This window comes from Bifidobacterium sp. KRGSERBCFTRI (assembly GCF_025908335.1).
The window spans coordinates 1,548,778-1,574,378 of record NZ_CP109653.1; the positions used below are offsets into that span (position 1 = coordinate 1,548,778).

Here is a 25,601-nt window from a genome sequence, read left to right on the forward strand (position 1 = left end):
CATGAACGAAACCGCTTTCTCCTTCGATCCGGATTGGATGGGCACGCTGACCGCGCCATTCATGACAAACGCTTTCCTCGCCGGCCTGTGCATCGCCTTGGCCGCTGGAGTGATGGGTTACTTCACCATCGCCCGTCATTCCACGTTCGCCGCGCATGCGCTGGCGCACATCGGGCTGCCAGGAGCGACCGGAGCCGTGCTGTTGAGTCTGCCGGTCAGTGCCGGTCTCGGCGTGTTCGCTCTCGGCGGAGCATTGGTGATCGGCGCATTGGGCAAAAAGGCATCGCAACGCGAAATCGCCACAGGAACCGTATTGGCGTTCGCCACAGGCATGGGTCTGTTTTTCGCACGCTTGTCCAGTTCCGCCTCGCAGCAGATGCAATCGATTCTTTTCGGCTCCATCCTGACAATCACGGACGGGCAGATCGTCGGGTTTGCGGTTTTCGACGTGTTGTTGCTGGCCGTTTTGGCCGTTATCTATCGACCGCTGCTGTTCAGCTCGCTTGATGAACAGGTGGCGCAGGCAAAAGGCGTGCCGGTGAATCTCATGAACATCTGCTTCATGGCCATTATGGCCGGTGTGATCACCATCGCGGTGCCCGCCGTGGGCACGTTGCTGATATTCGCTCTTGTGGTCACGCCCGCCGCGACTGCGAACATCATCTCACGGTCCCCATTCGCCGCGATGGTCGTCTCCACCGTGATCTGTTTGATCTCCATTTGGGGTGGACTGTTGGTTTCCGCCATGTTCCCCGCTCCCCCGAGCTTCATCATCGTGACGATTTCCACACTGTTCTGGATTGTCGCCAAAATAATCGAATCGGCACGCCGCAGGTAGCGAAAGTATCAGCCGATCGGTTCCACCAAGGCGCTGGCGATGGCCGCGATGCCCTCGCCCGAACCGGTGAATCCCATGCCGTCGGTAGTGGTGGCCGTCAGCGACACTTCACAGCCGATGGCATGGCTCAACGCCTGTTGCGCCTCGTCACGGCGCTTGCCGATTTTCGGACGATTGGCCACGACGACCACGCTTGCGCTCACCGGCCTCATGCCATGCGCACGCAAATACGCAACCGTCGCGCGGAGCATCTCGTCGCCGTGTTTGCCGGCACCGGCGGAATCGGAACCGACTCCGAAAAGCATGCCTATATCACCCAATCCGGCTGCGGAAAGCAACGCGTCAATCAACGCATGGGCTGCGACATCACCGTCCGAATCGCCTTCGATGCCGTCACCATCCCAACGCAAACAGGCAAGCCATAACGGCTTGCCTGCATCATGGGACGCGAATCGATGGGCGTCAAATCCCTGACCGATACGCATGGAAATTCCCTTACTTCTTCTTGGACTTCTTGTTCTCCGCCTCGACGCGCGCCAAAGTGTCCATGGCCGCCTCTTCAGGAGCTTCGGTGTGATGATCCTCGTCGCCAGGGCGCGGCGGTTCATAACCAAGGTTCACGTCAAGCAGACGCTGGGCCTCATTCTCATCAAGATGCTCCGACAACGCGATCTCGGAAGTCAGGATGCTGCGAGCCTTGGTGAGCATGCGCTTCTCACCGGCGGACAGCCCATGCTCGTCGACATCACGCTGGGCGAGGTCTCGCACGACTTCGGCGATTTTATTCACATCGCCGGTGGCGATCTTCTCGACGTTCAGCTTGTACCGGCGGGACCAGTTCATTTCCTTTTCGATGATCGGAGTACGCAGAATCTCGAAGACCTTCGCGACCTCCTTGGCGCCGACGATGTCTCGGACACCCACTTTCTTGGCGTTCTCCACCGGAACATTGATGACCAGCCCGTCGGACGACAGCACCGACAGCTGCAGATATTCTCGGGTCACACCCTTGACCGTTCGCTCGGTGATGGCCTCCACCTTCGCTGCGCCGTGACGCGGATAGACGACCATGTCGCCGACCTTGTAACCCATGAATCCTCCGTGAAAAGCTTACACAAAACCCGAATTATTGTGCCATCAGGGTTGGACTTGCCTAAAAATCCGCCAAAAAACCAAAAAAAGACGCGACACGGGCCAATTTTCAAGCATTTCATGCTTACACTTTTCCCATGGCTACAGAATCCAAGATCAAAGAAGATAGCGTTGCCGTTCCTGTTGCACAGGGCGACCTGGATGCAGTAAGCAACGGTACGTTCTACAATCCACACGAGGTGCTCGGCGGGCATCTCGGTCCCGACGAGCATGAGGATGTCGTCACGATCCGCGTGCTTCGTCCGTTGGCGAAATCCGTGACGATCATCACCGAAAATGCCCGAACCCAGGCGGTGCATGAACACAATGGCGTTTTCATGGCACTCATTCCGGCCATCAAGACCGATGACGGCTTCGGCGTGCCCGATTATCGCATCAGCACCGAATATGAAGACGGTTCCACCGTGGTGTCCGACGACCCGTACCGTTATCTGCCCACCATCGGCGATTTGGACATGTACCTGTTTGGCGAGGGACGCCATGAGCGCCTTTGGGAGGCTTTGGGAGCGCGCGTGCTGCGCTATGACGATCCGTTGGGCTCCAATGACGGCGTCAAGGGCGAACAGCTGGCGGGCACCGCATTCACCGTGTGGGCTCCGAATGCCCATGCGGTACGTGTGGTGGGAGATTTCAACGGCTGGAACGGACGCACCCACGCCATGCGTGAACTGGGCTCCTCTGGAGTCTGGGAGCTGTTCATTCCTGGTGTCGGAACGGGAACGATTTACAAGTACGAGATCCTCAACGCCAACAACGAATGGGTCATGAAGGCCGATCCGATGGAGCGTTCGCATGAGATTCCGCCGCGCACCGGTTCCATCGTCGTCGACTCCGTCCATGCGTGGCATGACGAGAACTGGATGGACCAGCGAGCCAAGACCGACCCGCACAACGGTCCGGTCAGCATCTACGAGGTCCATGCCTCTAGCTGGCGCAAGGATGTGAAGAACTATCGCGAACTGGCCGACAAGCTGGTCCCCTACGTCCAGAAGGAAGGTTTCACCCATGTGGAATTCATGCCGCTGGCCGAGCATCCCTTCTCCGGCTCGTGGGGTTATCAGGTAACCGGCTATTACGCGATTGATTCGCGCCTTGGCGGCCCTGACGACTTCAAGTATCTCGTCGAGAAGATGCACGAGGCCGGCATCGGCGTGATCATGGACTGGGTTCCGGCGCATTTCCCGAAGGACGCGTTCGCCCTTGGCAGATTCGATGGCACGCCTCTGTACGAGGATCCGGACCCGACCCGTGGCGAGCATCCGGATTGGGGCACCTACGTGTTCAATTTCGGACGCCGCGAAGTGCGCAACTTCCTGGTGGCCAACGCCTGCTTCTGGCTGGACGAGTACCATATCGACGCGCTGCGCGTGGACGCGGTCTCCTCGATGCTGTACTTGGATTACAGCCGCAAGCCGGGCCAGTGGCATCCGAACATCTACGGTGGACGAGAAAACCTCGAGGCCATCGACTTCCTCAAGGAAGCCACGGCGACCGCGTACAAGAACAATCCGGGCATCATGATGATCGCCGAGGAATCCACCGCGTATCCCGGCATCACCGCACCGACCGATGCCGGCGGTTTGGGCTTCGGCCTCAAGTGGAACATGGGTTGGATGCACGACACCCTGCAGTATCTGCACGAGGAGCCGATCAACCGTAAGTGGCACCACAACGAGATCACCTTCTCCATGGTGTACGCATACTCGGAGCATTATGTGCTGCCGATCAGCCACGACGAGGTCGTGTACGGCAAGGGCTCGCTGTTCGGCAAGATGCCGGGCGATGACTGGCAGCGCTATGCCGGCGTGCGCGCGCTGTTCGCCTATCAGTGGGCCCATCCGGGCAAGAAGCTCTCCTTCATGGGCAATGAGGTGGCGCAGTACGGCGAATGGGATCATGACGGTTCGGTGGATTGGGATGTGCTCAATTGGCCTGACCACCGTGGCGTGCAGAAGCTCGTCGCCGACCTGAACACCCTGTACAAGGCGTCTCCCGCATTGTGGAGCCAGGACTTCGATCCTGCCGGATTCCAATGGCTGACCAGCGATGACGCCGACCATAACACGCTCAGCTTCGTGCGTATCGGCAAGGATGGCGAGCAGATGGTCGTTGTCGTGAACTTCTCGGGCGAGGCATGGGAGGATTACCAGGTTCCGCTCACCAAGGGTGGCAAGTGGACCGAAGTGCTGACCACGGACGATAAGAAGTACGGCGGTTCCGATATTCACAACGGCACCTTCAAGGCGGTCAAGGGTGAGTATCATTCCCGTGATTGGTCCGCGAAAATCACCGTTCCGGCACTGGGAGCAGTATTCTTGAAGCCGGAACTCTGAGAAAGGCGGAACGCTATGCTCAATTCATCAGCACAATCCACAGTAATTCCACGTACCGTTCTGGTGGTCGAGGATGAACCGACCTTGGCCACCGCCATCGCGCAGCGCATCACTGCGGAGGGTTGGACCGCGCGCGTGGCTTCCGACGGCGCCAGCGCCGTCCAGGCCGCTTCCACGCTCCGTCCGGATCTGGTCATCATGGATATCATGCTGCCCGTGATGGATGGTCTTGAGGCCACCAAGCGCATCGTGGCTGAACGTCCTGTGCCTGTGCTGATTCTGACGGCGCGAGACGACGAGGCCGACAAGGTCATCGGTCTTGGTGCCGGAGCCGACGATTACATGACCAAGCCGTTCTCCATGCGCGAGCTCATCGCCCGGTGCAAGGCGCTGCTTCGTCGTGTGGACAGGGCGAAGGTCATCGCCAAGAACTCCGAAAACGAGAAACTGCTTGATTTCGGCTCTCTGGTCATCGATCCGGCCCAGCGTATCGTCACCGTCAATGGGGAGCAGGTGCATTTGACCCCAACGGAATTTGATTTGCTGGCCACTTTGGCCCGCAAACCGAAGTCCGTGCTCACTCGCGAGAAGCTGCTCGAGGAAGTGTGGGATTGGGTGGATGCGTCCGGCACCCGTACTGTGGATTCGCATGTCAAGGCGCTACGTCACAAGCTGGGTTCGAAGACCATTCGAACCGTGCATGGCGTAGGCTACGCGTTCGAACCGCCGGAAGAATAGTATGATGCGCTAAGATCCGGAAGAATAGTATGATGCGCTAAGATTTGGTGGTATGCGTACCACTGATTCAAAACCAGGGCGTTCGGTCAATCCGTTGGATACCGAACGCCCTATTGGTTTGTTCTCTTCGCTCAAAATGGAATTGAGCGTGCTGATCACCATTTCCACCATCATCGCGTTCATCATGGCTTGGTTCCTGCTCAAAGTCGGATTGAGCCTGTGGATAGCCATGCCGATCACCCTTGCCGTGGCTTTGGGCATCACCTATTTCTTCTCTAGGGGACTCACCTCTCCCCTGCGCGAGATGCGGGATGCCGCGGAGGCTATGGCGGACGGCGACTACACCGTCCGGGTGCATGTCGATGCCAACAGCCGCGACGAGGTCGGACAGCTGGCTTTGTCTTTCAATGAGATGGCGGAGGAACTGCAGCATGCCGACCAGATGAGACGGGACATGGTGGCCAATGTGAGCCACGAGCTACGTACGCCTGTATCCGCGTTGCAGGCCATGGTCGAGAACATGGCCGACGGCGTTGTGGAACCGACCCCATCGAATCTGGAAAGCATTCTCAACCAAACGCACCGTTTGTCGGATCTGATCGCGTTTCTGCTTGATTTGTCCCGCATGGAAGCCGGTGCGGCGAGCCTGCAGATCGATAAATTCAATTTCGCGGATTTCATCGACGAAACCGTGGAACCGTTGGAAATCGCCGATGCCGGGCATGCCCACAATATCGAAATCCACGTGCCCGACGACATCGAAATGGAAGGCGATCAGGATCGTCTGCGCCAGTTGTTCACCAATATCATCGCCAATGCGCTCAAACACTCCGCAGACAATACCGCGGTGCTCATCGAAGCGCATGAAAACAAGGATTTCGGCACGATTGTGACGAATGTCGTCAACTTCGGCTCGCAGATTCCCCAAGAAGCGCGGTCCGATATCTTCCGTCGATTCGTCAAAGGCAAGACGGGACCGGGTACCGAATCGGGAGGAACCGGTCTTGGACTGTCAATCGCCCGATGGGCGGCGCAATTGCATGGCGGCACGGTACGAGTGGTGGATGATCCGCGCGGCGCCGATTTCGAAATCACTTTGCCGAAATATCACATTTCCGATGACGAGTGACGATTTACGCCGCCAAAGGTCTGCCGGCCGGAGTGTGTGCCAACGCCAGCACGGTAATGACCAAAGCTCCCTGTGAAGTTAGAGCGTCAACACAACGACGCATGGTGGCTCCAGAGGTGACGATGTCATCCACCAGAATCACCGCCTTGTTTTGAAGGGTGACGCCCGGACGAACCATGACATGCCCCTTAAGGCGTTGCGCCCTCTGTTCCGTGCCCTTGGTCTCGACGGATTTGCCTTTGATTCCTTTGTTCGTCAACGCATCGCATACCTGTACGCGGAAACCTGTCCGGCACCGTAGAAACGCCGACAACCGTTTTGCCAGCGGCATCATGTGCCGTCGTCCGCGCTGACGCATGGAAGCAATCGACGACGGCGCGGGAACGACCAGTATGGTATCGCAGATCTCACGAACGCCATCCATGGCATCAATCACACCGGCGCGTTCCGCAAGCCTGCACAACGCATCCGAGAACGGACGGTCGCATTCCTCGTCTCCGTGGTCTTTCCATGCCAGAATCGACTGTCTGGCGGCACCCCGATACCATCCGCACGCGAACCATCGACCCATCTCAGCCGTTTCCAATGGCTGGGACAGTTCGCAGTCGAATGACGCAAGACAGGCATCGCACAACACGTCATCAGGCTTGTCGCATCCCGCACAGCCTCGTGGGAACAACAGATTCGCCATATGCGCGAATGAGCCCGCCATCAGATTCACACCGGCTCCGTCATCGGGACAATCTGGCGATAATCTCGCCGCATAATTTCACGGTATCCGCGGGACCGTTCACTTTGACAGCCCTTGTGCCGGCCTTCGCCGCGGGATAATCATTGCCGTTGGGTTCCATCCGGTCTCCGATGAACACGATCTGACCGACCTCGATATCGAGAATATCCGCGAGTTCACGGACGGCGAACGACTTATCGACGCCACGCTGTGAGATATCAACACTGCTGGAGCCTCCAGGTCTTACTTCAAGATTCGGTAGTTCGGCAGCAACCGCACAGGCCAATCGGTTCTTCTTCTCGTTGGTGGGGTCCCATGCCTCCTTGGCCTCGACGGGGGCAAGCTGCCCCAATGCGGAAAAGGTGATCTGACTGCCTCTGTCCTCGATGCGCTCGCCCCAGACATGAGTGGCCCAAATGCCCTGCTCACGAGCATTCCGTTCCAGCGATTCCTTCGCCTTGGCACGGTCCTCGTCGCTTAGATCGTGGGAGAACACTTTCCCCCACCGTTGCCCGTCCCACCGGTAGTAGCGGGTTCCGCTGGTCGGCATGAGGTGAAGTTTCGACTTGTCGGCATGGTCGGACAGCCTGTCCACCACCTGACTTTGCAGCAACGAGTATTTGCCGCCGGTGATCACCGCGACGTCAATCAATGATGTCAATGCAGAGAAGCATTCGGCCATGTCCGCTTTCATAGGTTTCTTGGACCGCGCCAACGTGTTGTCGAGGTCAAACCCAATCAGCCGCGCGCCTTCGCACAACATGTTGACATCAACGATGTTCCAATAAGGTACGGAAATATCCGCCATGATCATTTCTCCCCTTGTCGAGCAGCCCATACCATGGTATCGCATGTTTCGAATAAGCCCTGATAAGGTAGAAACCATGCAACAGATGCCTTGGGAGACCCCGATATACCGCAACCGCCATGGACGTGGCACGCGTACGCCCATGTTTGGTACCAGACTGCCCCGGTACCGTACCAGAAGCGGTATGTTCGACGATATGCTGGTGGCGCAAATCCGCAGACTCAACGGGGCATGGCCTGAACTCATAGCTCCGGTCCAATTCGCTGTGGAGGATGTTCCGCCATCCGATCCCGCGCCTTGGGAGGACGTTCCGCATCTTGGATCGCAGTCATTCCCCGCCGGACACGGCATTCCACCCCGTATCGTGCTGTACCGCATGCCGCTGCAATCGCATGCCCGTAACCGTATGGACCTGCAATTCGCAATCAGGGACGAGGTGGTCTCACGTCTGGCGGAAATCTACGGACGCCGTCCGGAAGAAATAGATCCTGATTGGGGCATGTGACTTTCAACGGACAACAGTCATATCCTGATTCGCCCAGATCTGCTCTCTGGCCTCCTTCAAATCGACGGCGCCGATGATGGCAAGTCCGGCGAGTTTCGCACCGGACACATCTTTCTGTCCGACACGAAGATTCCAGACCACGGCTTGGGCGGGATCCTTCAAACGGATGGCGGCGACATCGCCATCATTAATATCGGCGATGCGCACCGACGTCGAAGCCGAGGGACGGATGGCGATTTCACGCCTGTCCACTTGTTTGCCGTCCGTGTCGTAAGCCGTCATGATCGCTGTCCGATCCTCATCCGCGGTGTTGACGAAGCCTACCGTCGCGGTGGATTGGTCAGGAACCGCGATGGCGGAGATCTTCGCCGGAGCGGACGCATTGACTAGGGCGAAATCGGATTGTCCATCGGGGCCATCGTCTGAAATCTTCGCCGTGGCAGACACCGGTTCGGAAGCGGCTATGGCGATGCCGGTAGCGGATTTTGGAACGTCTCCAAGATCGATGGCGGACGCGCGGTTCGCCTTCAGCTCCTGCTGATTGGTCTGCTGCGCCCCCTTGGAGTCAATCCAGGATACGGTGACATCCGTTTTGCGGGACGTATACAGGTACAGTGTCGCATGGTCTCCGCCATTCAAGCCGTAGAGGGCCAGAGATTTCGCGAAAGCGTTATTCGGAAGCGCATAATCCGATCCCTTTGGGGTCAATCCGTCCATGGAGACGGTGCGGACGATTGCGGCCACAGGAGTGTCAGTTCCAGTCACCGTGGCATACAGCGCGTCTTGGCCGGAAGCAGCTGCGGAAAGATTCAGTACCGTTTCCTTGCCTGAGGCCACGGTCAGCGTCGATCCGGTGGAGAGCGCCAGCGCGCCGGATTTGTCGGAGCCCCAGATTCTGATGGTCACCGATGTGTCCTTGGCGGAGGGATTGGCCACAACAAGCTGTTGCGTCAAGCCGGTCTTCGTACCGGAAAGCAGGAACGCCTGTTTCAGCGCCGGCACGACGCAGGAGGCTGCTGATACGCCCTTCAAATCACCGTCCGTGGCCCATGACATCACTGAGGAAACCGCGCCGGTACCGTTCGAAGCCGTCAGCAGACGCGTGTCTTGCAATCGAGAGCCGTCATCGACATTGCCGGAAGCCACAAAGATGTCATCGGACGAGTCGTCTTTTTTGTCCAGCATCGACACGGATGCCGTCATGTCGGCTCCCATCGAGGCGACGGATGAATGGAACACCGAACCGAAGGCGGCGTATCTCGCGGAAGACGCGATATTGCCGTTGGATGCCTGGTATTCGCTATCTCCATAGGCATCGGTATCGGCAATGGTCATGCGAGACGGGCAGTACGTCTGCCGCTGCCGGGGGCTGACGGTACGACCCACCGAGGAGCGTTCCACCGTGGGCGTGTCCGCATGCAGCCATGATGGCCGGTATATGAGCGTCACGGCCATCAGGACCACGATGAGCAACACTGAGATTACGGCAAGCGCAATACGCAAAGGCGTATTGGGACGAGAATGTCTGCTCATGCTTCCTCCAGACCCTGACGACGAATGCGCGGAAGCGCCACCAGGCAATACGCTACAAGAACGACGCCCATGCACCACAGCCATGAACGACGCCACACACTTGAGCCGGCCTTATCAAGCCCGCTTCGATCGATATGCTGCTTGGATAGATCCTGAACCGTCAAACGATAATACGTGCCATTATCCAGACTGACGACATTCTGTGTCCCGTCGGAGGCTCCAATGTTCGAATTGAGCTGGTTCGAGGCCTCTCGCTGCGCTTTGTCGCCGTTCTGCTTGATAACGTAAATGCCGCCGAAACCCAACTTGCCAAGCTCGTTGATGGCATCGGAATCGGCATTGGCCAGCAACTGGGCGCAATCCTGCGCAATGGTTCTGCTGGACCCGTCGGAACGTCCCGAAACCACTTCGACGCGTTGCGCGGGAGAGCTGTCAATCAAGTCGCCACGACCGGTACGCATCACACTGTAGCTGACCGACTCGGCGCTATCGGCACGCAAGGCAAGCACGCGACGTGCATCATCCTGCCCAAGGAAATCGGTCGCCACCATCGGCAGTCCAGCATCGCTGGTCTTTACCTGGCTGTGATCGCATTCGACATAGTTGAATCCCGCACAGGCCACGACGGAGACGGCCAGCAGGCAAACCAATACGGCACGACCCACATGCGAGGCAATCGACACTGCCTTCGAGCCGCGTCCTTCGATTTCGACGGCGCCGGTCTTCTCATGCTGTCTCAGCATGACGAAACGTCGAACCGCGCCGCCCGACATCATGCAGATGCAGGCGAGCAAGCCCATCATCGCATATGTGGTTCCCGGAAGCATGGAACCGGAGACCGGACCATCCACATCGACGGCCACCGCAATCGCCGCGGACAGCAAGGCCGTCGCCAATCCCGCGAACACGGCGACCCACATCATACGGGACACGCGCAGCACGAAAGGCAACACCAATGACACCGCGGCCAGCAATACGATCAACGCCAGTATGGAAACCGCCACATACCGCCATGCACCACCGTCGGCGCCGATGCCGAACACCCGCAGCAACAGATCGGACAGATTCGCGACGACCGGTTTGCCATCATACGCGGAGGAGGGCAGCATGACGCTGCCGAACAGCTGACGCCATGTACCGTCGGAAGTGAAACGAACGGCATTGACCAACGTCGGCGCGCATACGAACGCCGCCGGAAGCGGAATCAGAAGCAACGCGGGCTTATGGGAGCGGACGAACAGCAGGAATCCCAGGAAGGTGAGCATCAGCGGCAGCAACAACTGCGGCTGCGCGGCGACGACCGGAATGAAACACAGCGCCGCAACCGCCGCCGCCTGGACCGACGCGTGGGGATTGACCAGATCCTCCGTCCGATACATGCCGACCGCACGGAACGAGAAGGCGAAAGCGGCCGGAAGAAACACCATGACCGTCAGCATCGTGACATCCGCGTCATCATAAAGTCCCATGGACAACGCCAACGCGAACCACGCCAACGCGACCACGCAGCGCACCGCATCCGAGCGGGTGAAGATGCCGGCCAGCGCCCAGAAGGAAAACACCATGAGCGGGGCTGCAAGGAAGAACATCAGTCCGACAGCTCCGGCAACATGTCCACCAGTGAGCACCGACGCCAGCGCAAGCACCAACAGCCATGGCGCGTTAGGCGCACTGATGCCCGTGCCTGAGGCATACGACCATGACGTGGTCGCGGTATGAAGCAACTGGGTGAAGCTCGCGCCCGTGGGCAACAGCTGTGCGGAATACATCGACGCACCCGAACATACGGAACGAAGCACGTCCCAATACAGCACGACTATCCATATGCCGGCAATCAGCGCCGCGCCGAAGGCCAATCCCCATCTACGCAGCAACCGTTTACGCAGATGGTCCTTCTCAAGAGGACTGAGCAGCACGACATCCCTCTGGTCGCGCAACGCACGGCGACGGTCGAGCCATTCCCTGACCTGCCGATGATTCGCAGACAGCGTGGATAGCGATTTAAGCGTGACCTTGCTTTGCCTGCGTAACCGCGCACGGGCGCGCCAAGCACCCCGCAGACGCAGCAGCGCACGCCACGGCATCGCCAGCTCGCAGCATGCATGATACGGCTGTTTGCGCGCCAAGCAAAGCACGGCCAATCCCAACGACTGGATGATGGACCACAGCCAAAGCAACGGCCACCATGAACGGTGCATGTCAGTGTACGCGTATTTGGCATTCGCCTCGCGTACGGCAAGATACGGATCGATGCGACCGTCCTCGTCTTCCACAGGGCGCCCGTTCTTGGAACGGATTCCTTCGAATCGGGCTCTTCTGTGGGCGATGCGAGCCTGGGGAACCACTACGACACGCCCACCGCCAAGACATATGCGGCGGCACAGGTCCGTGGATTCCGCGAAGGTGCCGAACCAGGGGTCAGCCCCTTCGAACGCACGCAACGTAGCCAACGGCACCAACGCGCCCGATAGGGAGACCGACAGCACATCCTGACGCCCGTCATATTGCTCCTGGTCAGGCTCGCCGTCGACCACCAAGGAAACGACATCATGGTGCCCGGCATACAAACCCACATTGTGCAGGTTCTTCGCCTGCCAATCCAACTGCTTGGCACCGAGCAGCGCGGCTGTCGGCGTGTTTCTCCACGCATCCAGCAACGTCTCGAAGCACCGGTCATCCGCCGGCCGCGAATCGTCATGCAAGGTCCACAACGCGCGGATGCCGGCATCAATGCCGATCTGATCCATCGCACGCGTTACAGCGTCCATGAAGGACGCCGCCTGCTTCACTCCCACCAGAATGACCCTCACCGTTTTGGCTTCCGGCACTTCCGTAAGCACATCCTGTGATGAGTGAATGACATCGAAGGTCATCTGCATGGGCTGCTCGATCTGCCCCGTGCAATCGGCGATAACGATCATTCCTGGAAGCATGCGCTGCGCAAGCACCGCTCCAACGGTAGAAGCGAGGAATCGAAGGTCATGCTGCGCGGTGATCACCGCAGCCACGGACATATCGACGTCCTGCCGATGCGTATACGGTCTGCTGTTCAGCACATCGGTCACGATTGTCTGGATATCGCTGCTGGCGTTAGAATTCATAATTTAAGTGTACGCACGGGACGCACCATGCCTTCAAGCCCGTTCCTTGTGCTCTTTTTTGTAGCGACGACGCTCACGCTCGCTCATACCGCCCCAGATACCGAAACGCTCATCATGGTCGATGGCCCATTCCAGGCACTGTTCACGGACTTCACACTGGGCGCAAACCCTCTTCGCATCCCTGGTGGAACCGCCTTTTTCCGGGAAGAATGCTTCGGGATCGGTCTGCGAGCACAGCGCTTTGTGCTGCCAAGACACGTCATCATCCCGCTTGAACAAACCCCACAGTTCAGCAAGCGGATTCTCAGAAGACTCATCAGTCACGCCCCACATGAGTCCTCCCATAATTGTGTGCGCACCTTTTATGCGCATACTTTCACACCGCTTCAAATTACACACACGCAATGTAATTTTGTCAAGTTTCCCCGTGTCAATGCCTATATTTCAGAAAATCCATGCTAAAGTTCAGCCCAATCTGGGGTCTACAGTCGCAGAATCGGTGAAAATCGGCCATTAACCCTATAATTGCCCATTTGGATAGTGGTAGGTTCTAAAAGCATTGCGTCAAACGCGCATCTCAATCAGGAAGGCAACACCGTGGCAACGTCATCAACCGGCAATAAGCTTCCTAACATCAATGGTCTTCAGGATGCGAAACCACGTCACAGCCTGGGATATCGCGTGCAGCATCACGTCAGGACCGCAGTCGCCGCGGCAATCGCCGCGACTCTGGTGTTCGTCGGCACTGCAGCTGCCGCTACTTGGATGGACGTCAATGGCATCATCAAGAACAATTCGGTCGGCGTGATCGGCCAGGGTTCCCTGAATACGGACGCATCCATCATCGATCCGAACTCCGGCAAGCCGATCGAGTTCGTGCTGATCGGACAGGATTCCCGTGACGGCGCGGAGAACCAAGCCATCGGAGGCAGTTTCGATGACGTCATCGGCAACCATCAGGCCGACACCGCCATGATTGTGCAGATCTCCGCCGACCGCAAGGAAATCAACCTGGTCTCCATTCCACGAGATTCCCTGGTGGACGTGCCTCAGTGCGAAACGTCGAAGGGCACGATTCCCGCACAGTATAACGTCATGTTCAATTCCATCTTCGCAGGTGCCTACAAAACCGGCGGAGATCTCTCCTCGGCGGCCAGCTGCACGCTGAACGCCGTGAACAGTCTCACCGGGTTGAATATTCAGAACTTCATCGTCGTGGACTTCGCCGGCCTGGTCAAGATGATTGATTCAGTCGGCGGCGTGGACCTGTGCATTCCGCAGAACGTCAACGACCCGTACACCGGACTCAATCTCGACAAGGGCATGCACCATCTTGACGGCGTTGCGGCGACGCAGTACGCCCGGATCCGTCACGGCATAGGAGACGGATCCGACACCTCGCGTACCACACGTCAGCAGTATCTCATCAAGCAGCTGATGAGCGAGGCGCTCAGCAAGAATCTGTTCACTGATACCGCGCAGCTGTACCAGCTGGCGAAATCCGCGCTGAAATCGCTCAACATATCCCAAGGCATGGCTGATACCGCGGCTTTGGCGGGACTTGCCATGAGCCTGAAGAATTTCACCATGACCAACCTGCAGACCCAGACCGTCCCCGTGGTCCCAGCACCGTCCGACCCCAACCGTTCCGTCTGGACCGACGAAGCCGACAATCTCTGGGAGAAGATGCGAGCGGGCAAGCCGATTTTCGATACCGCCGATTCAAACTCGGGCGGCTCCTCCGACACCAGTTCAGATAATTCAGCCAGCTCCGACGATTCCGGCACGACCGACAGCAACCAGTCGGACACCACTGCCGAGACTCCCGATCCCGTCACGGGACTGATCACCAAATCCGACGGCACGTTGGTCGATCCGAGCACTGGCGGCACCGTCGACCCGGATGACGGCTCCATTCATGACGCGACCACGGGCCAGTACATCGGGCTTGCGGATCGATACCTTAATGCGACCGTATGTGCCGTTCCGGCAAAGAACTGACGTAGACCACGCAATCACGTCCCCTTTCAACGTATGACACAGGGACGAATCTTTTTGGAGGAACCATGAGTGAAGGCAAAGGAGCAAAAGAGCCTACGAGCGTGCCACCAAGTTTCATTCCGTCATCAGGACGCAAAAAAACCATGCCGTCCACGGATTCCTCCCGCTCGCAAAGCGCACCGAGCCAGCCAGCGAGTTTCGCACCGGCGAAACGTTCCGACCATGCATCATCCGTAAAACCGGCCAAACGCACGGCGCGTCCTTCTTCCTCGGTTCCGCAAAGCTTCCAGCCTGCGGCACGGGCAACGAGCGAGACAAGAAGAAACCCTTCATCATCTCCGGTGTCCTTCGCTCCAGAACATACCCGCACGGCCAATCCAACGCAGCAGTTCCGGGGGTCATCCTCCGTCTCCACGGCGCTCCGATCTGTTCCATCCTCTCCAGCGACGGCTTCCGTGCCAAAAAGAAGACCTCGCGTCGGACGTATCGTCCTTTCCATTTTCCTTGTACTGATTCTCGCACTGGGAATAGGGGTATTCTCCGCTTGGAACTGGGTCGATGACCAGCTCAACAAACAGACCTGGCTGACATCCAAAGCGGACACCGCCGGCGAAAGCTGGCTTATTCTTGGCTCCGACGAACGTGAGGGCACCATCGGAGATGCCGGTGACGTCGAAGGTTTCAGAACCGACACCATTCTTGTACTCACCAAGCCGAAAACAGGATCGTCCTCGCTGATTTCCATTCCTCGCGATTCCCTGGTGGAAATCGATGGGAGCTATATGAAGATCAACGCCGTGGCGCAGCTGTACAGCCGCAAACAGTTGGTCAATGAGGTGGAGGACATCACCGGCCAGAAAATCAACCATGTGGCAATGGTCCGCTTCGGCGGACTCGTCAAAGTGGTCGATGCCTTGGGAGGCGTGGACCTATGCTACGACCAGAATGTGAATGACCCTTATTCGGGTATGAACTGGACCGCCGGATGCCACACCGTGGACGGCAACACCGCTTTGGCGTTCTCCCGTATGCGATATGCCGATGTGCAAGGCGATTTCGGCCGTGCCGCACGTCAGCGCCAGGTGATCAACGCCATCGTCAAGAAGGGCGCTTCCAAACAGACGCTCACGAATTTCAACAAGACCAAAAAGGTCGCCGCAGCGGCGTTGAGCTCCGTAACCGTGGATGAGAAAGCATCGACTTCCTCTCTGCTTCGGATGGCGTTGGCTTTCAAAAGCGCCTCAGGCAAGGATGGCATTTCGGGAAGCGTGTATTGGACCGATCCGGACTATTACGTCGATGGGGTCGGATCGTGCGTTCTGCTGGATGACGCGAAGAACATCCAGCTTTTCTCCGAACTCTCACACGGCACGCATTCCGCAGGAACCGTGGGCACGCTGGCCGAACAGCAAAACTGACGACACGCCGGAGGATGTGGATAACCCACATTCTCCGACCACAACCCTCATATTGGCTTGCGGCATGCCGCCGCTCTTGCCCATGCTGGCCGTATGAACAAAAAGGCCCCTCACCGTATAAGCGAACAACATCTCACTGTATTGAGTTGGAGCGCGCCTTTGCTGGCGCAGCTCATCATGCTGATTGTCATGTGCATGCAACGTCATTGGCTCTATGCGGCGATGCTCGCTCCGAGTCTGCTCGGCAGCGCATTGATGCTCATCACCATGATCATGCGCGTCAGGCATGAAGAAACGAACAGCAACACCATTACTGGAAGCGATTCGCCGGTTCCAACGCATCATAACGGAAACGAAATCGACCATGCTCAGCTTTTCGCCGACATGCCGTCCATAAGTTTTGAGCATCTGCATGGCCTGGACAACGACCCGCTCATATGGCGCACCATCGTGCGTAATTGGCTTGTCCGTTCCCCAACGAACGGCATCGGCATGTCAGAACATGGCATATTCCATATAGATCTGGCATCATCCGGACCACATGCCATGGTCGCGGGGACCACAGGCTCGGGGAAATCCGAACTGCTGATCAGTTGGTGCATGGCATTGGCGATTCGGCATAGTCCTCAAACCCTCCATTTCGTCTTTCTGGATTTCAAAGGAGGATCGACCTTCAACGCTTTGGAGCGTCTGCCGCATACCGTGGGCAACGTCTGCGATCTTGACCTCGCCCATGCCGTCCGTGCGCTGAACGCCATAGAACAAGAATTGGCACGCAGGGAGGCCTTGGTAAGTGCCGAACGCGTTTCCAGATTCGACCAGCTTTCCCATCCCCCTGCACGGCTCGTGGTGGTCATTGACGAATTCCATGCATTGCGCGACCGTCTACCCGACTATATGCAGCGACTCAATCGATTGGCGTCGCTCGGACGCTCTTTGGGTATGCATCTCATCGTATGCACGCAAAATCCCATGGGTCAGGTCCATGCCGATATGAAGGCCAACATATCGCTGAGCATCTGCCTACGCGTCACCGACCAAATGCAATCGAATGAACTGATCGGCACCAAGGATGCAGCTTTGATTCCACCGGCCTTCCCCGGTGCCGCTTACTGTCATGACGGTCAACGCACTGTTCCTTTCCGCTGCAGCGCGGTCCATGACATTGATTCCTTGGTGCATGCCATCAACACCGCATCGGCATTCAGCGGCACCACCAATCCCTCCCCTTTGTTCTCCGCGCCGCTCGCACCACATGCAGGCAAAGACGATTTGACGGCGCCACAGCGAGAGGCATGGCACCATGTGCCTTTTGCTTTGAGCGACGACGGTGTACTCATCTCCACCGCATTCCTTGACGTAGGACACGGCAACATCGCCGTGATTGGCGCATGCGGAAGCGGCAAAACCAATCTGCTGCTCTGCTGCGCCAGCCGTCTCTATGAATCCGGTCGCTGCACCATCCGGTTCACACGCAAGACGAACAGCGAATGGACCACCGACGACGGCAGAACATCGCCGCAGCACGAACGCACCATATGGTTCGTGGATGACGCCGACGAATTGCTCTCCCCTTTCGCAGCCATGCCCGAAGCCGATAAGCTCAAGACCGCACTCGCCGATCCGTCCGTCACGGTAATCGCAGCTGTGGAAAAGCCGCAAAGCACCCTACTTGAACGTTGCCTCACACGTGTTGCGTTTCCTTGCGGAGAGAGAGCCACCGATGTGATGATGGGGATTCCCAGCGCGGTTCTCGACGGTTTCGGCGTCGATGACTATGCCATTGCCGGGCGTGGGGTCTTCATCCAACAAGCACGGGCATGTCCCGTGCAATGCGCGGAATTCCAAGGATTCTAAAAAAACTTGGTTTCTTTTGCGAAAAAGTCTTGAAAAATCATCCGATTCGTGGTTATCTAAATAACGGATAGAACGCCACTTATGGCAAGAGGAAGGCGATTACATGAGCAGTGCTTTCGATTGGCGAGCCAAGGCCGCGTGCCGGGATAAGGATCCGGAACTGTTTTTCCCGGTCGGCAACACCGGTGCCGCCTATCAGCAAATCGAAGAAGCCAAGGCCGTTTGCCGTACCTGCAAGGTGATTGACGCGTGCCTGAAATGCGCGCTCGACACCAATCAGGACTACGGCGTTTGGGGCGGTCTGAGCGAAGACGAGCGGCGCGCGCTCAAGCGGCGCGCGATGCGTGCACGTCGCTCGCAGGCCATGCAGATGCAGGTCTGATTCTTTTCAGGGCATATGGAAGGGCCGGTCGGATTCGATGGAATCCGACCGGCCCTTCCATATGCCATTCCAGTTCTAGAGGTCAGTTATCTTGCGCGGCACGCAGTTTCATGTCGAGCACCACACGGGTACCACCACCGCGACGTGGCTCCCAATGCACCGTTCCGCCAAAATCATTGGTGACGAACGTGTTGATGATCTGTGTTCCAAGCCCTGATCCGGAAGAGCGAGCCATGCCATCATGCTCCTCATCCGCCAAGCCGGTGCCATCATCCTCCACCACCACGTTGAGGTTATTGCCACCGCGGCCCACGGAAATCGTGATATGTCCTTCCTTACGTCCTTCGAAACCGTGTTCCACCGAATTGGTGATCAGTTCGGTAAGCACCAACGATAGCGGCGTGGCATCCTGTGCCGGCATCATGCCGAATTTGCCTACGAAATCGACATCGATGTGCTGGTCGCGCATCGTAGCCAAATCGACGGCCATCTTAAGCAGGTTGGAAATGACCTTGTCATAGTCGACGATCTCATCGGCGGTCTGGCTCAATCCCTCATGCACCATGGCGATGGTCTGCACGCGGCGCTGTGCTTCCTTGAGCTCCTTTTTGACCTCTTCGGACTTGGTCTTGCGCGCCTGCAAGCGCAGCAACGCGGATACCGCCTGAAGATTGTTCTTCACACGATGGTGAATCTCGGAAATGGTGGCGTCCTTGGTCTGCAATTCCTTCTCGCGGCGGCGCAATTCGCTGACGTCACGGCACAGCACGATACCACCCACGCGACCATTGGCGTCCATCAACGGCAGAGAGCGCATGGACACCGCGGCTTTGTTGGCGTCCAATTCGGAATCTACCGCGGCTTTGCCGCTCAGTACCAATGGCAGCGTTTCCAGCACCGGATCGTTCTCATGCAGCAGTTTGGTGCCGATCTCGCTCAGATACTCCCCCTGCATGGTGCTGACCGATCCCAAACGACGGAAACAGCTGATGGCGTTCGGAGACGCGTATCGGACGATGCCGTCGACGGTGAGCACGATGAAGCCATCCGCCACACGTGCGTTATGGCGCTGGTTCATAACCGGGTTACGGTACGGGAACTGGCCGCGCGGAATCATCTCATACAGCTGTTTGCCGGCGCTGATGCTTTCGGACTCATAACGGCCGTTCGATTCGCGTGTGGCCATGTTGGTCTCGCGGACCACCAAGCCAAGCGTCTTGCCATTATGACGCACCGGGGCGTACACGTTGCAGACCTTGGCCTTGCCGACCGTACGCAGTTTCGAGGAGCGGAACACCGATTCGGAGTCCATGGCCGCGTCAAGCTCGGCGCACAGGGATTCCGGGACGACGTTGCCGACCACATCCTCGGCTCTCAGACTCATCACCGTGGACGGACGGCATTGCTCGGCAATGATGTACTTGCCCTCGCCGTTCTGCAGGATTAGCAGCAAGTCGGCGAAACTCAAATCGGCAATCACCTGCCAATCGGCCACCAACTGGTGCAACCATTCACGATCGTCGTCACCGAAATCCGGACGGGTCATCAGGATATGTGAGAAATCAGCCATGCAACCATAATACGCATCAATGGCGAGGTTGCATACCATATGCCCACGTATAATGCGGAAACGCCGATTGACATATCCGACGGTTACGCTAACGTAGGTTACGGTTCCGTAACTTATAGTGGAGGCATCCGATGGCGAAACCTACAAACGCAGAAATCGAGGCGAAACGCGCGGTCATCGCCGAAGCACGCGAGCAGGCCCTGCAGGCGAAAGCTGAGACCATTCGCGTGAAGGCGCACAATAAGGCCGAGAACATTCGACGCAAGGCGGATGCAAAAGCCAAACGTGCCATCGCCAAAGGCGAAGCCCATGCCGCAAAAATCGAAGGCATCGTCCCCGCCGAAATCGAACGCAAAATCAGACTCGACGTGCATGGCAGGCCAAAGCCGCTCCTGCGTGGCTGGATCCACGCCATCGCCACTCCCCTGGCTCTTGCCGCGGGCATCGTGCTGATCTGCCTCGCTCATGGCACCGGGCTCAAATGGGCGTGCGCCGTGTTCATGACCTGCTCGCTGGTACTGTTCGGCAATTCCGCCTGTTATCATCTGGGAGATTGGTCACCACGGGTTACCGATGTGCTCCGTCGCATCGACCATATGAACATCTTTTTGCTGATCGCCGGCACTTATACGCCCGTTTCCTTCGCGCTCACGCCATTCTGGCGTGATTCCATCATCGCGGGCATGTGGATCTGCACCACGGTGGCGCTCATCATCCATGTCATCTGGATCAGCGCGCCTCGCTGGCTTTATGTTCTTGTCTATATTATTTTCGGTGTGTCCGGCGTCGCGTTCATGGGATTGTTCTGGATGTCCCCCTATGCCGGACCTACCGTGGTGATACTGCTGTGTGCCGGCGGCGCCTGCTATATCGCCGGAGCCATCGTGTATGCGCTGCGCAAGCCCGACCCCTGGCCGAAGGTGTTCGGCTTCCATGAGATCTTCCATACCGGAACCGTGGCGGGATACGCCTGCCACATGGTGGCCATCTACATGGTGATCGTGCAATTGTGGCCCTAAGGCGTAATCAACCCCACATGGACAAAACAAAATAAGCCCGTCCCCTCATCGTACGAATGCGATGGAGGAACGGGCTGTTGTTTTCGTCACACGTATGTCAGGCGAGCGGCTTGGCTTCCTTGATGGTCACGGAAATCTCACGGCCGTTCGGAGCGGTATAGGTCACCGTATCTCCGGCATGAGCGCCATTGATGGCGGCGCCAATCGGCGATTCAGGACTGATGATGCTGTAATCCGTGGCGATGGACAGGTCTCGCGTGCCAAGCACGTACACCATTTCACGTCCGTTGACTTCAAGGGTCACTAAGGATCCGTCACCGACCTCACCGGCCTTGGGCGCAGTCAGAATCTTCGCATTGCGCAGTTTGACGGTCAGTTCGTCGATACGTCCCTGATTCACGCGCTGCGCCTCACGGGCAGCCTGATAGCCGCCGTTCTCGCTCAAATCGCCTTCGGCACGCGCCGCGGAGACCTTGGACAGAATCTCGTCACGGTACTCGCCCTCACGCCAGGCGAGTTCTTCTTTCATCTTGTCGTACGCCTCCTGCGTCAGCAGGATCGTCTTTTCTTCGGCCATGTTATCCTCCTTGACCTTGGAAGAATGATACCCGTCAATCAGCGGGTGGAGATGATGTCGATCACGAACACCAGCGTGTCCTCGCCGCCGATGCCGGCCTGCGGAACGCCACGGGAGCCATAACCGTACTCCGGCGGAATGGACACCACCAGGCGGGAACCGACGTTGTGTCCCGGAACGGTCTGATCCCAGCCCTTGATGACCTGTCCCACACCGATGCCGAACGTGGCCGGCTGGTGACGGTCGAAGCTGGAGTCGAACGGGGTGTCCTTGCCCCAGACCACACCATGGTAGTTGACGGTGACGGTGTCTCCACGGCGGACCATCGGGCCATTGCCTTCAAAGAGCTCCACGACCTTCAGGCCGGCGGGAGCGATCTCAGTCGGGAATTCGATGGTCGGGCGATCGCCGAATTCGGCATTGACAACAGGCATTTCAGATGCCATGGTGAACCTCCTTGAAAAAACACAGTGTCACCAAGATTAGCACCATCCATCGCTAGCATTCAACAACATTGACCGCAAGACCGCCTTTCGACGTCTCCTTGTACTTGGCCATCATGTCCTCGCCGGTGTCCTTCATGGTTTTGATGGCTTGGTCAAGACTCACGATATGCGTGCCGTCGCCCAGCATGGCCATACGGACCGCGTTGATGGCGGTATTGGCCGCCATGGCGTTGCGTTCGATGCAGGGAATCTGCACCAGACCACCGACCGGATCGCAGGTCAGTCCCAGATTGTGCTCGATACCGATTTCCGCGGCATTCTCCACTTGGTGAGGCGTGCCGCCCATCACGGCGCACAGCCCCGCCGCGGCCATGGAACAGGCTGTGCCGACCTCGCCTTGACATCCGACTTCGGCACCGGAAATGGACGCGTTGCGTTTGAACAAGTATCCAATCGCCCCTGCGGTCAGCAGGAACGTCACCACACCATCCTCATCCGCATGATCCACGAAATGCCAATAATAGTGGAGCACCGCCGGAATGACGCCAGCCGCACCGTTGGTAGGCGCGGTGACGATGCGTCCGCCTGCCGCGTTCTCCTCGGAAACCGCCAATGCGAACAGGTCGACCCATGCGGCGTCCGATGATTCGAGTACAGCGTCGGAGCGCCTGCCGTCCCGTTTGAGCACGTCGCTGTTGGATGCGAGCCTTGCATACATTTTTGGCGCCCTGCGGGGCACGTCAAGGCCGCCAGGCAGAACGGTTTGGTTGGTATTGCAACCGTGCTGCACGCAGCGGCGCATCACATGCCATACAGTGTCCAAATCGCTGCGCACCTGCACGGCGGACCGCATGGCCGTCTCATTGGCCCACACCACATCGGCCACACTCATGTGATGTTCATCGCACAGCGAGATCAGTTCGTCGCATGTGGTGAACGGATAGGGCATATCCATATCGATATCGGTTGAGGAATCGTCGGTCTGATCGGCGAAGGCCGTTCCCGCAGGGGGTTTCTCATGGATGCCGATCATCAGGTCGTCGGCGTCGCCTTGTCTGACGAATCCACCGCCAATGGAATACCAGACCTGTTCGTCGATGAGATTGTTCTGCCGGTCGAAGGCTTGGAATCGCATGCCGTTGGGATGGGCCGCCATGCGGTGCCATACATCCATCACCACATCGCGTCCGTAATCGAAATCGATGCGATGCGTGCCGTTGAGCATCAGCTCGCCGCCTGCCTCGCATTCCATACGGATATTGCTCATGTGATCGGTATCGACGGTTTTCGGTACGTTGCCTTCCAAGCCCGCCACCGTGGCGCGATCGGTACCGTGCCCAAGACCGGTCAGGGCGAGCGAACCATACAGTACCGTTCGCACGCGGCCGACCCGGTTCAGTATGCCGTCACGTTCAAGGGAGGCAGCGAATCTGCTGGCCGCGACCATCGGTCCTACGGTGTGCGACGAGCTGGGGCCGACGCCGATGGTGAACATCTCCAGAATGCTGAACATGTATATTGCGCTCTCTTTTCCGCGTCTTCGCCGTCACGCCGCGTAAAGCACGCTGAACATGCGAATCATGATGAGTAGGCCGATGATGGCAATGACGATTTCCGCGATAAGCAGAATTATCGCAACGGTTTTGCGATTGCCGAGTTTGACGTCGAGCAGTTTTGCGAAAAGGAAAGCGACGAAGCCCAAGGCTGCTCCGTTCAGCGCGATCGCGCCGATCTGGCCGTTGGTAAGAACGCTTTCCCCGACTTTGGCGAGTATCGAATTGATGGTGGCGGTGAACACCAGCAGGCTCCATACGCCGTATCCAATCAATCCTACCGCCGCATAGCCGAACGGGCGGAATCGTTCCTTGAGTTTGAAAGTGAACGATTCGGCGCACCACAACAATGCGAAGCCCACGACGAAGGTGAACGCCACGGCAAGGAATGCGGCTTCCAATGCCCACGGAACGAGTGCCAACGAATGGTCCATCAAGGTAAAGTACAGCGGAGAACATGCGATTTCGCCGATAGCGAGCACGCCGGCAACGATAATCGCCTGCGCAAGCATCAGGGGGATTTCAGTGGCGGGCTGTTCGATTACAGGCTTGATGTCTTTCGAAGTCATGCGTCATCCGTTTCAGTCGGTGTCATACGGTTTGTAATGTCCGACAGTGTACCTACGGAATGTTTCGGGAACGATATGCCACATTTTGCCTACACATTGCCCACATTTTTCCATAACCCACCGTGGAAAAGGGTTGAATCGCAGTGAATCGCGATGATGCCAAAACCGTTGGAGAATAAAGGAAAACCGCCATCTCTGGCGGTTTCCAAAAGTGCCTCCAGCGGGACTCGAACCCACAATCCGAAGAGGTCGATTTTAAGTCGACTGCGTATACCGATTTCGCCATGGAGGCTTTGCGCCGGCCAGAAGAAAAAGCCGACGCCAAGCTATTATGCCACGTCAGCGCGCAGCAAGCAATCTCTTGCCGTAATCCAGCACGATGCCGTCCAACAGACCATGCTCGCTGGCCATGAAGGAGTCGATGCGCTGGCCATGATCCTCATATGCGGCTTCAGACACCTTGGCAAGCACACGGTTCCACACCAATGCGCCGCCGCCGACCACATCGACGCGTCCGGGATGAATGGTCTTGTAGGTCAGACGCTCCTCACGAGGCATGTGCAGGAACCGGTTGTCAACGGCATAGGCATCTTCCAGCGTGCAGCGTGCGCCGTCCACGGCGGTGTGGTCGTATTCCGTCAATCCCATAGCCAATGCGGTCATGGTGGTGACCGTTCCGGACACGCCGATGATGGTGTGGGTCTTGCCGGCGGGAACGGTCTTGAACGCCTCGTCGATATGCGCGTCGATATCCGCGACCGCCTCGGCGATCTGCCCCTCGGTCGGCGGGTCGTTTTTCAGATGACGCTCCGTCATACGGACAGACCCGATATTCATGGAGAACGCGGCCTGCACCTGCGTGCTCGGATGGGTGACGCCGTCGCCTCCCAGCACCAGTTCGGTGGAACCTCCGCCCAAATCGACCACCAGATAGGGGGCCTCGACCTCGCGATGGACGATGCTGGTGGCACCAAGGAAGCTTAAATCCGCTTCCTCCGTGCCTGGAATGACTTCGGGACGCACGCCCAAGATCTTCTCGATGTTGTCTTCGAATTCCTCACGGTTCTCGGCATCACGGGTGGCCGATGTGGCCACGAAGCGGATGCCGTCCACGGGATGTTCGGCAAGCACGCCGGCGAATTCTCGGGCGGCCTCATAGGCGCGCGCCAACGCCTCGTCGGCGAAGCGATGGGTTTTGTCCACATCCTGACCGAGACGAATCACCCGCAGGATGCGCGGAACGATGTCTTCCACACCGTCCTCGCTCACACGCGAGACTTTCAGACGAATCGAATTCGTGCCGCAATCAATACCGGCAACGGTTACCGACTTCATTACTCCC

General features: G+C 57.9%; 23 protein-coding genes and 1 tRNA gene. 10 read left to right on the forward strand and 14 right to left on the reverse strand.

Annotation, left to right across the window (positions count from 1 at the left end):
- Window position 1 precedes the first annotated feature (1 nt).
- Window positions 2–838, forward strand: coding sequence for a metal ABC transporter permease (locus tag OGI63_RS06610; RefSeq protein ID WP_011743091.1), 837 nt, complete (start codon window positions 2–4; stop codon window positions 836–838).
- Window positions 839–846: 8 nt separating this feature from the next.
- Here the strand turns inward: OGI63_RS06610 and ispF are convergent, their stop codons facing one another.
- On the reverse strand, window positions 847–1,323 hold the full coding sequence (ispF, locus tag OGI63_RS06615) for a 2-C-methyl-D-erythritol 2,4-cyclodiphosphate synthase (protein ID WP_003809559.1): 477 nt from the start codon (window positions 1,321–1,323) through the stop codon (window positions 847–849).
- A gap of 10 nt (window positions 1,324–1,333) precedes the next feature.
- Complete coding sequence (locus OGI63_RS06620; RefSeq protein ID WP_011743090.1) at window positions 1,334–1,930, reverse strand: CarD family transcriptional regulator; 597 nt, start codon at window positions 1,928–1,930, stop codon at window positions 1,334–1,336.
- A 137-nt stretch (window positions 1,931–2,067) separates the two neighbouring features.
- Here OGI63_RS06620 and glgB point away from each other — a divergent pair, with 137 nt between their 5' ends.
- The 3 genes from glgB to OGI63_RS06635 are packed head-to-tail and all read left to right on the forward strand — an operon-like array spanning window position 2,068 to window position 6,190.
- A complete protein-coding gene (gene glgB, locus OGI63_RS06625; RefSeq protein ID WP_011743089.1) occupies window positions 2,068–4,323 on the forward strand; it encodes a 1,4-alpha-glucan branching protein GlgB in 2,256 nt (751 codons plus the stop codon).
- Window positions 4,324–4,338: 15 nt separating this feature from the next.
- Window positions 4,339–5,061 carry a response regulator transcription factor gene (locus OGI63_RS06630; protein ID WP_011743088.1) on the forward strand — a complete coding sequence of 241 codons (723 nt, stop codon included), beginning with the start codon at window positions 4,339–4,341 and terminating at the stop codon, window positions 5,059–5,061.
- A gap of 52 nt (window positions 5,062–5,113) precedes the next feature.
- Window positions 5,114–6,190 (forward strand): sensor histidine kinase, encoded by a 1,077-nt coding sequence (locus tag OGI63_RS06635; protein ID WP_011743087.1) that lies wholly within the window; start codon window positions 5,114–5,116, stop codon window positions 6,188–6,190.
- 4 nt (window positions 6,191–6,194) lie between these two features.
- On the opposite strand, the gene OGI63_RS06640 is transcribed toward OGI63_RS06635, so the two are convergent.
- A complete protein-coding gene (locus OGI63_RS06640) occupies window positions 6,195–6,902 on the reverse strand; it encodes a ComF family protein (RefSeq protein ID WP_041777496.1) in 708 nt (235 codons plus the stop codon).
- Window positions 6,903–6,921: 19 nt separating this feature from the next.
- Window positions 6,922–7,728: an HAD-IIB family hydrolase gene (locus tag OGI63_RS06645; RefSeq protein ID WP_011743085.1), complete on the reverse strand. Its 807-nt coding sequence runs from the start codon at window positions 7,726–7,728 to the stop codon at window positions 6,922–6,924.
- 43 nt (window positions 7,729–7,771) lie between these two features.
- Here OGI63_RS06645 and OGI63_RS06650 point away from each other — a divergent pair, with 43 nt between their 5' ends.
- Window positions 7,772–8,233, forward strand: a complete 462-nt coding sequence (locus tag OGI63_RS06650) for a metallopeptidase family protein (RefSeq protein ID WP_011743084.1) — start codon at window positions 7,772–7,774, stop codon at window positions 8,231–8,233.
- Window positions 8,234–8,236: 3 nt separating this feature from the next.
- Here OGI63_RS06650 and OGI63_RS06655 read toward each other — a convergent pair whose 3' ends face one another.
- From OGI63_RS06655 to OGI63_RS06665, 3 genes are read right to left on the reverse strand one after another with little or no spacing between them, the layout of a single operon-like run.
- Window positions 8,237–9,766, reverse strand: a complete 1,530-nt coding sequence (locus OGI63_RS06655; protein ID WP_011743083.1) for a DUF5719 family protein — start codon at window positions 9,764–9,766, stop codon at window positions 8,237–8,239.
- Window positions 9,763–12,867 (reverse strand): glycosyltransferase family 2 protein, encoded by a 3,105-nt coding sequence (locus OGI63_RS06660; protein ID WP_011743082.1) that lies wholly within the window; start codon window positions 12,865–12,867, stop codon window positions 9,763–9,765. Before OGI63_RS06660 ends, OGI63_RS06655 begins: the two co-directional genes overlap by 4 nt.
- A 33-nt stretch (window positions 12,868–12,900) precedes the next feature.
- Window positions 12,901–13,200: a WhiB family transcriptional regulator gene (locus tag OGI63_RS06665; protein WP_011743081.1), complete on the reverse strand. Its 300-nt coding sequence runs from the start codon at window positions 13,198–13,200 to the stop codon at window positions 12,901–12,903.
- Between the two features lie 348 nt (window positions 13,201–13,548).
- On the opposite strand from OGI63_RS06665, the gene OGI63_RS06670 reads away from it, so the two are divergent.
- The 4 genes from OGI63_RS06670 to OGI63_RS06685 all read left to right on the forward strand — a co-directional run bounded on the left by OGI63_RS06670 (window position 13,549) and on the right by OGI63_RS06685 (window position 18,525).
- Entirely contained in the window at window positions 13,549–14,868 is a 1,320-nt protein-coding gene (locus OGI63_RS06670) for an LCP family protein (RefSeq protein ID WP_231837112.1), read from the forward strand.
- 65 nt (window positions 14,869–14,933) lie between these two features.
- Entirely contained in the window at window positions 14,934–16,286 is a 1,353-nt protein-coding gene (locus OGI63_RS06675) for an LCP family protein (RefSeq protein ID WP_011743079.1), read from the forward strand.
- 93 nt (window positions 16,287–16,379) lie between these two features.
- Window positions 16,380–18,143 carry an FtsK/SpoIIIE domain-containing protein gene (locus OGI63_RS06680; RefSeq protein WP_011743078.1) on the forward strand — a complete coding sequence of 588 codons (1,764 nt, stop codon included), beginning with the start codon at window positions 16,380–16,382 and terminating at the stop codon, window positions 18,141–18,143.
- 103 nt (window positions 18,144–18,246) lie between these two features.
- The gene (locus tag OGI63_RS06685) at window positions 18,247–18,525 is read left to right on the forward strand and encodes a WhiB family transcriptional regulator (RefSeq protein ID WP_003809589.1); all 279 of its coding nucleotides are present in this window, start codon (window positions 18,247–18,249) and stop codon (window positions 18,523–18,525) included.
- Between the two features lie 82 nt (window positions 18,526–18,607).
- Here OGI63_RS06685 and OGI63_RS06690 read toward each other — a convergent pair whose 3' ends face one another.
- Window positions 18,608–20,095 (reverse strand): sensor histidine kinase, encoded by a 1,488-nt coding sequence (locus tag OGI63_RS06690; RefSeq protein ID WP_033500243.1) that lies wholly within the window; start codon window positions 20,093–20,095, stop codon window positions 18,608–18,610.
- Between the two features lie 131 nt (window positions 20,096–20,226).
- Between OGI63_RS06690 and trhA the strand changes: the two genes are divergently transcribed.
- A complete protein-coding gene (trhA, locus tag OGI63_RS06695) occupies window positions 20,227–21,114 on the forward strand; it encodes a PAQR family membrane homeostasis protein TrhA (RefSeq protein ID WP_003809592.1) in 888 nt (295 codons plus the stop codon).
- A 97-nt stretch (window positions 21,115–21,211) separates the two neighbouring features.
- Here trhA and OGI63_RS06700 read toward each other — a convergent pair whose 3' ends face one another.
- From OGI63_RS06700 to OGI63_RS06725, 6 genes are all read right to left on the reverse strand, one after another.
- Window positions 21,212–21,691, reverse strand: coding sequence for a GreA/GreB family elongation factor (locus tag OGI63_RS06700; RefSeq protein WP_003809594.1), 480 nt, complete (start codon window positions 21,689–21,691; stop codon window positions 21,212–21,214).
- Window positions 21,692–21,729: 38 nt separating this feature from the next.
- Window positions 21,730–22,137, reverse strand: coding sequence for an FKBP-type peptidyl-prolyl cis-trans isomerase (locus OGI63_RS06705; RefSeq protein ID WP_003809595.1), 408 nt, complete (start codon window positions 22,135–22,137; stop codon window positions 21,730–21,732).
- Between the two features lie 52 nt (window positions 22,138–22,189).
- Window positions 22,190–23,650 (reverse strand): L-serine ammonia-lyase, encoded by a 1,461-nt coding sequence (locus OGI63_RS06710; protein WP_011743077.1) that lies wholly within the window; start codon window positions 23,648–23,650, stop codon window positions 22,190–22,192.
- A 33-nt stretch (window positions 23,651–23,683) separates the two neighbouring features.
- Window positions 23,684–24,259 carry a hypothetical protein gene (locus OGI63_RS06715; protein WP_011743076.1) on the reverse strand — a complete coding sequence of 192 codons (576 nt, stop codon included), beginning with the start codon at window positions 24,257–24,259 and terminating at the stop codon, window positions 23,684–23,686.
- 212 nt (window positions 24,260–24,471) lie between these two features.
- Window positions 24,472–24,551: transfer RNA gene (locus OGI63_RS06720), tRNA-Leu, on the reverse strand.
- Window positions 24,552–24,598: 47 nt separating this feature from the next.
- Complete coding sequence (locus OGI63_RS06725; RefSeq protein ID WP_011743075.1) at window positions 24,599–25,594, reverse strand: Ppx/GppA phosphatase family protein; 996 nt, start codon at window positions 25,592–25,594, stop codon at window positions 24,599–24,601.
- Between the last annotated feature and the right edge of the window lie 7 nt (window positions 25,595–25,601).

Bases quoted from the DNA above. Each gene is read 5' to 3' on its own strand.
- OGI63_RS06610 (WP_011743091.1), top strand. From the start codon at position 2: ATGAACGAAACCGCTTTCTCCTTCGATCCGGATTGGATGGGCACGCTG.
- ispF (WP_003809559.1), bottom strand. From the start codon at position 1,323: ATGCGTATCGGTCAGGGATTTGACGCCCATCGATTCGCGTCCCATGAT.
- OGI63_RS06620 (WP_011743090.1), bottom strand. From the start codon at position 1,930: ATGGGTTACAAGGTCGGCGACATGGTCGTCTATCCGCGTCACGGCGCA.
- glgB (WP_011743089.1), top strand. From the start codon at position 2,068: ATGGCTACAGAATCCAAGATCAAAGAAGATAGCGTTGCCGTTCCTGTT.
- OGI63_RS06630 (WP_011743088.1), top strand. From the start codon at position 4,339: ATGCTCAATTCATCAGCACAATCCACAGTAATTCCACGTACCGTTCTG.
- OGI63_RS06635 (WP_011743087.1), top strand. From the start codon at position 5,114: ATGCGTACCACTGATTCAAAACCAGGGCGTTCGGTCAATCCGTTGGAT.
- OGI63_RS06640 (WP_041777496.1), bottom strand. From the start codon at position 6,902: ATGGCGGGCTCATTCGCGCATATGGCGAATCTGTTGTTCCCACGAGGC.
- OGI63_RS06645 (WP_011743085.1), bottom strand. From the start codon at position 7,728: ATGGCGGATATTTCCGTACCTTATTGGAACATCGTTGATGTCAACATG.
- OGI63_RS06650 (WP_011743084.1), top strand. From the start codon at position 7,772: ATGTTTCGAATAAGCCCTGATAAGGTAGAAACCATGCAACAGATGCCT.
- OGI63_RS06655 (WP_011743083.1), bottom strand. From the start codon at position 9,766: ATGAGCAGACATTCTCGTCCCAATACGCCTTTGCGTATTGCGCTTGCC.
- OGI63_RS06660 (WP_011743082.1), bottom strand. From the start codon at position 12,867: ATGAATTCTAACGCCAGCAGCGATATCCAGACAATCGTGACCGATGTG.
- OGI63_RS06665 (WP_011743081.1), bottom strand. From the start codon at position 13,200: ATGTGGGGCGTGACTGATGAGTCTTCTGAGAATCCGCTTGCTGAACTG.
- OGI63_RS06675 (WP_011743079.1), top strand. From the start codon at position 14,934: ATGAGTGAAGGCAAAGGAGCAAAAGAGCCTACGAGCGTGCCACCAAGT.
- OGI63_RS06680 (WP_011743078.1), top strand. From the start codon at position 16,380: ATGAACAAAAAGGCCCCTCACCGTATAAGCGAACAACATCTCACTGTA.
- OGI63_RS06685 (WP_003809589.1), top strand. From the start codon at position 18,247: ATGAGCAGTGCTTTCGATTGGCGAGCCAAGGCCGCGTGCCGGGATAAG.
- OGI63_RS06690 (WP_033500243.1), bottom strand. From the start codon at position 20,095: ATGGCTGATTTCTCACATATCCTGATGACCCGTCCGGATTTCGGTGAC.
- trhA (WP_003809592.1), top strand. From the start codon at position 20,227: ATGGCGAAACCTACAAACGCAGAAATCGAGGCGAAACGCGCGGTCATC.
- OGI63_RS06700 (WP_003809594.1), bottom strand. From the start codon at position 21,691: ATGGCCGAAGAAAAGACGATCCTGCTGACGCAGGAGGCGTACGACAAG.
- OGI63_RS06705 (WP_003809595.1), bottom strand. From the start codon at position 22,137: ATGGCATCTGAAATGCCTGTTGTCAATGCCGAATTCGGCGATCGCCCG.
- OGI63_RS06710 (WP_011743077.1), bottom strand. From the start codon at position 23,650: ATGTTCAGCATTCTGGAGATGTTCACCATCGGCGTCGGCCCCAGCTCG.
- OGI63_RS06715 (WP_011743076.1), bottom strand. From the start codon at position 24,259: ATGACTTCGAAAGACATCAAGCCTGTAATCGAACAGCCCGCCACTGAA.
- OGI63_RS06725 (WP_011743075.1), bottom strand. From the start codon at position 25,594: ATGAAGTCGGTAACCGTTGCCGGTATTGATTGCGGCACGAATTCGATT.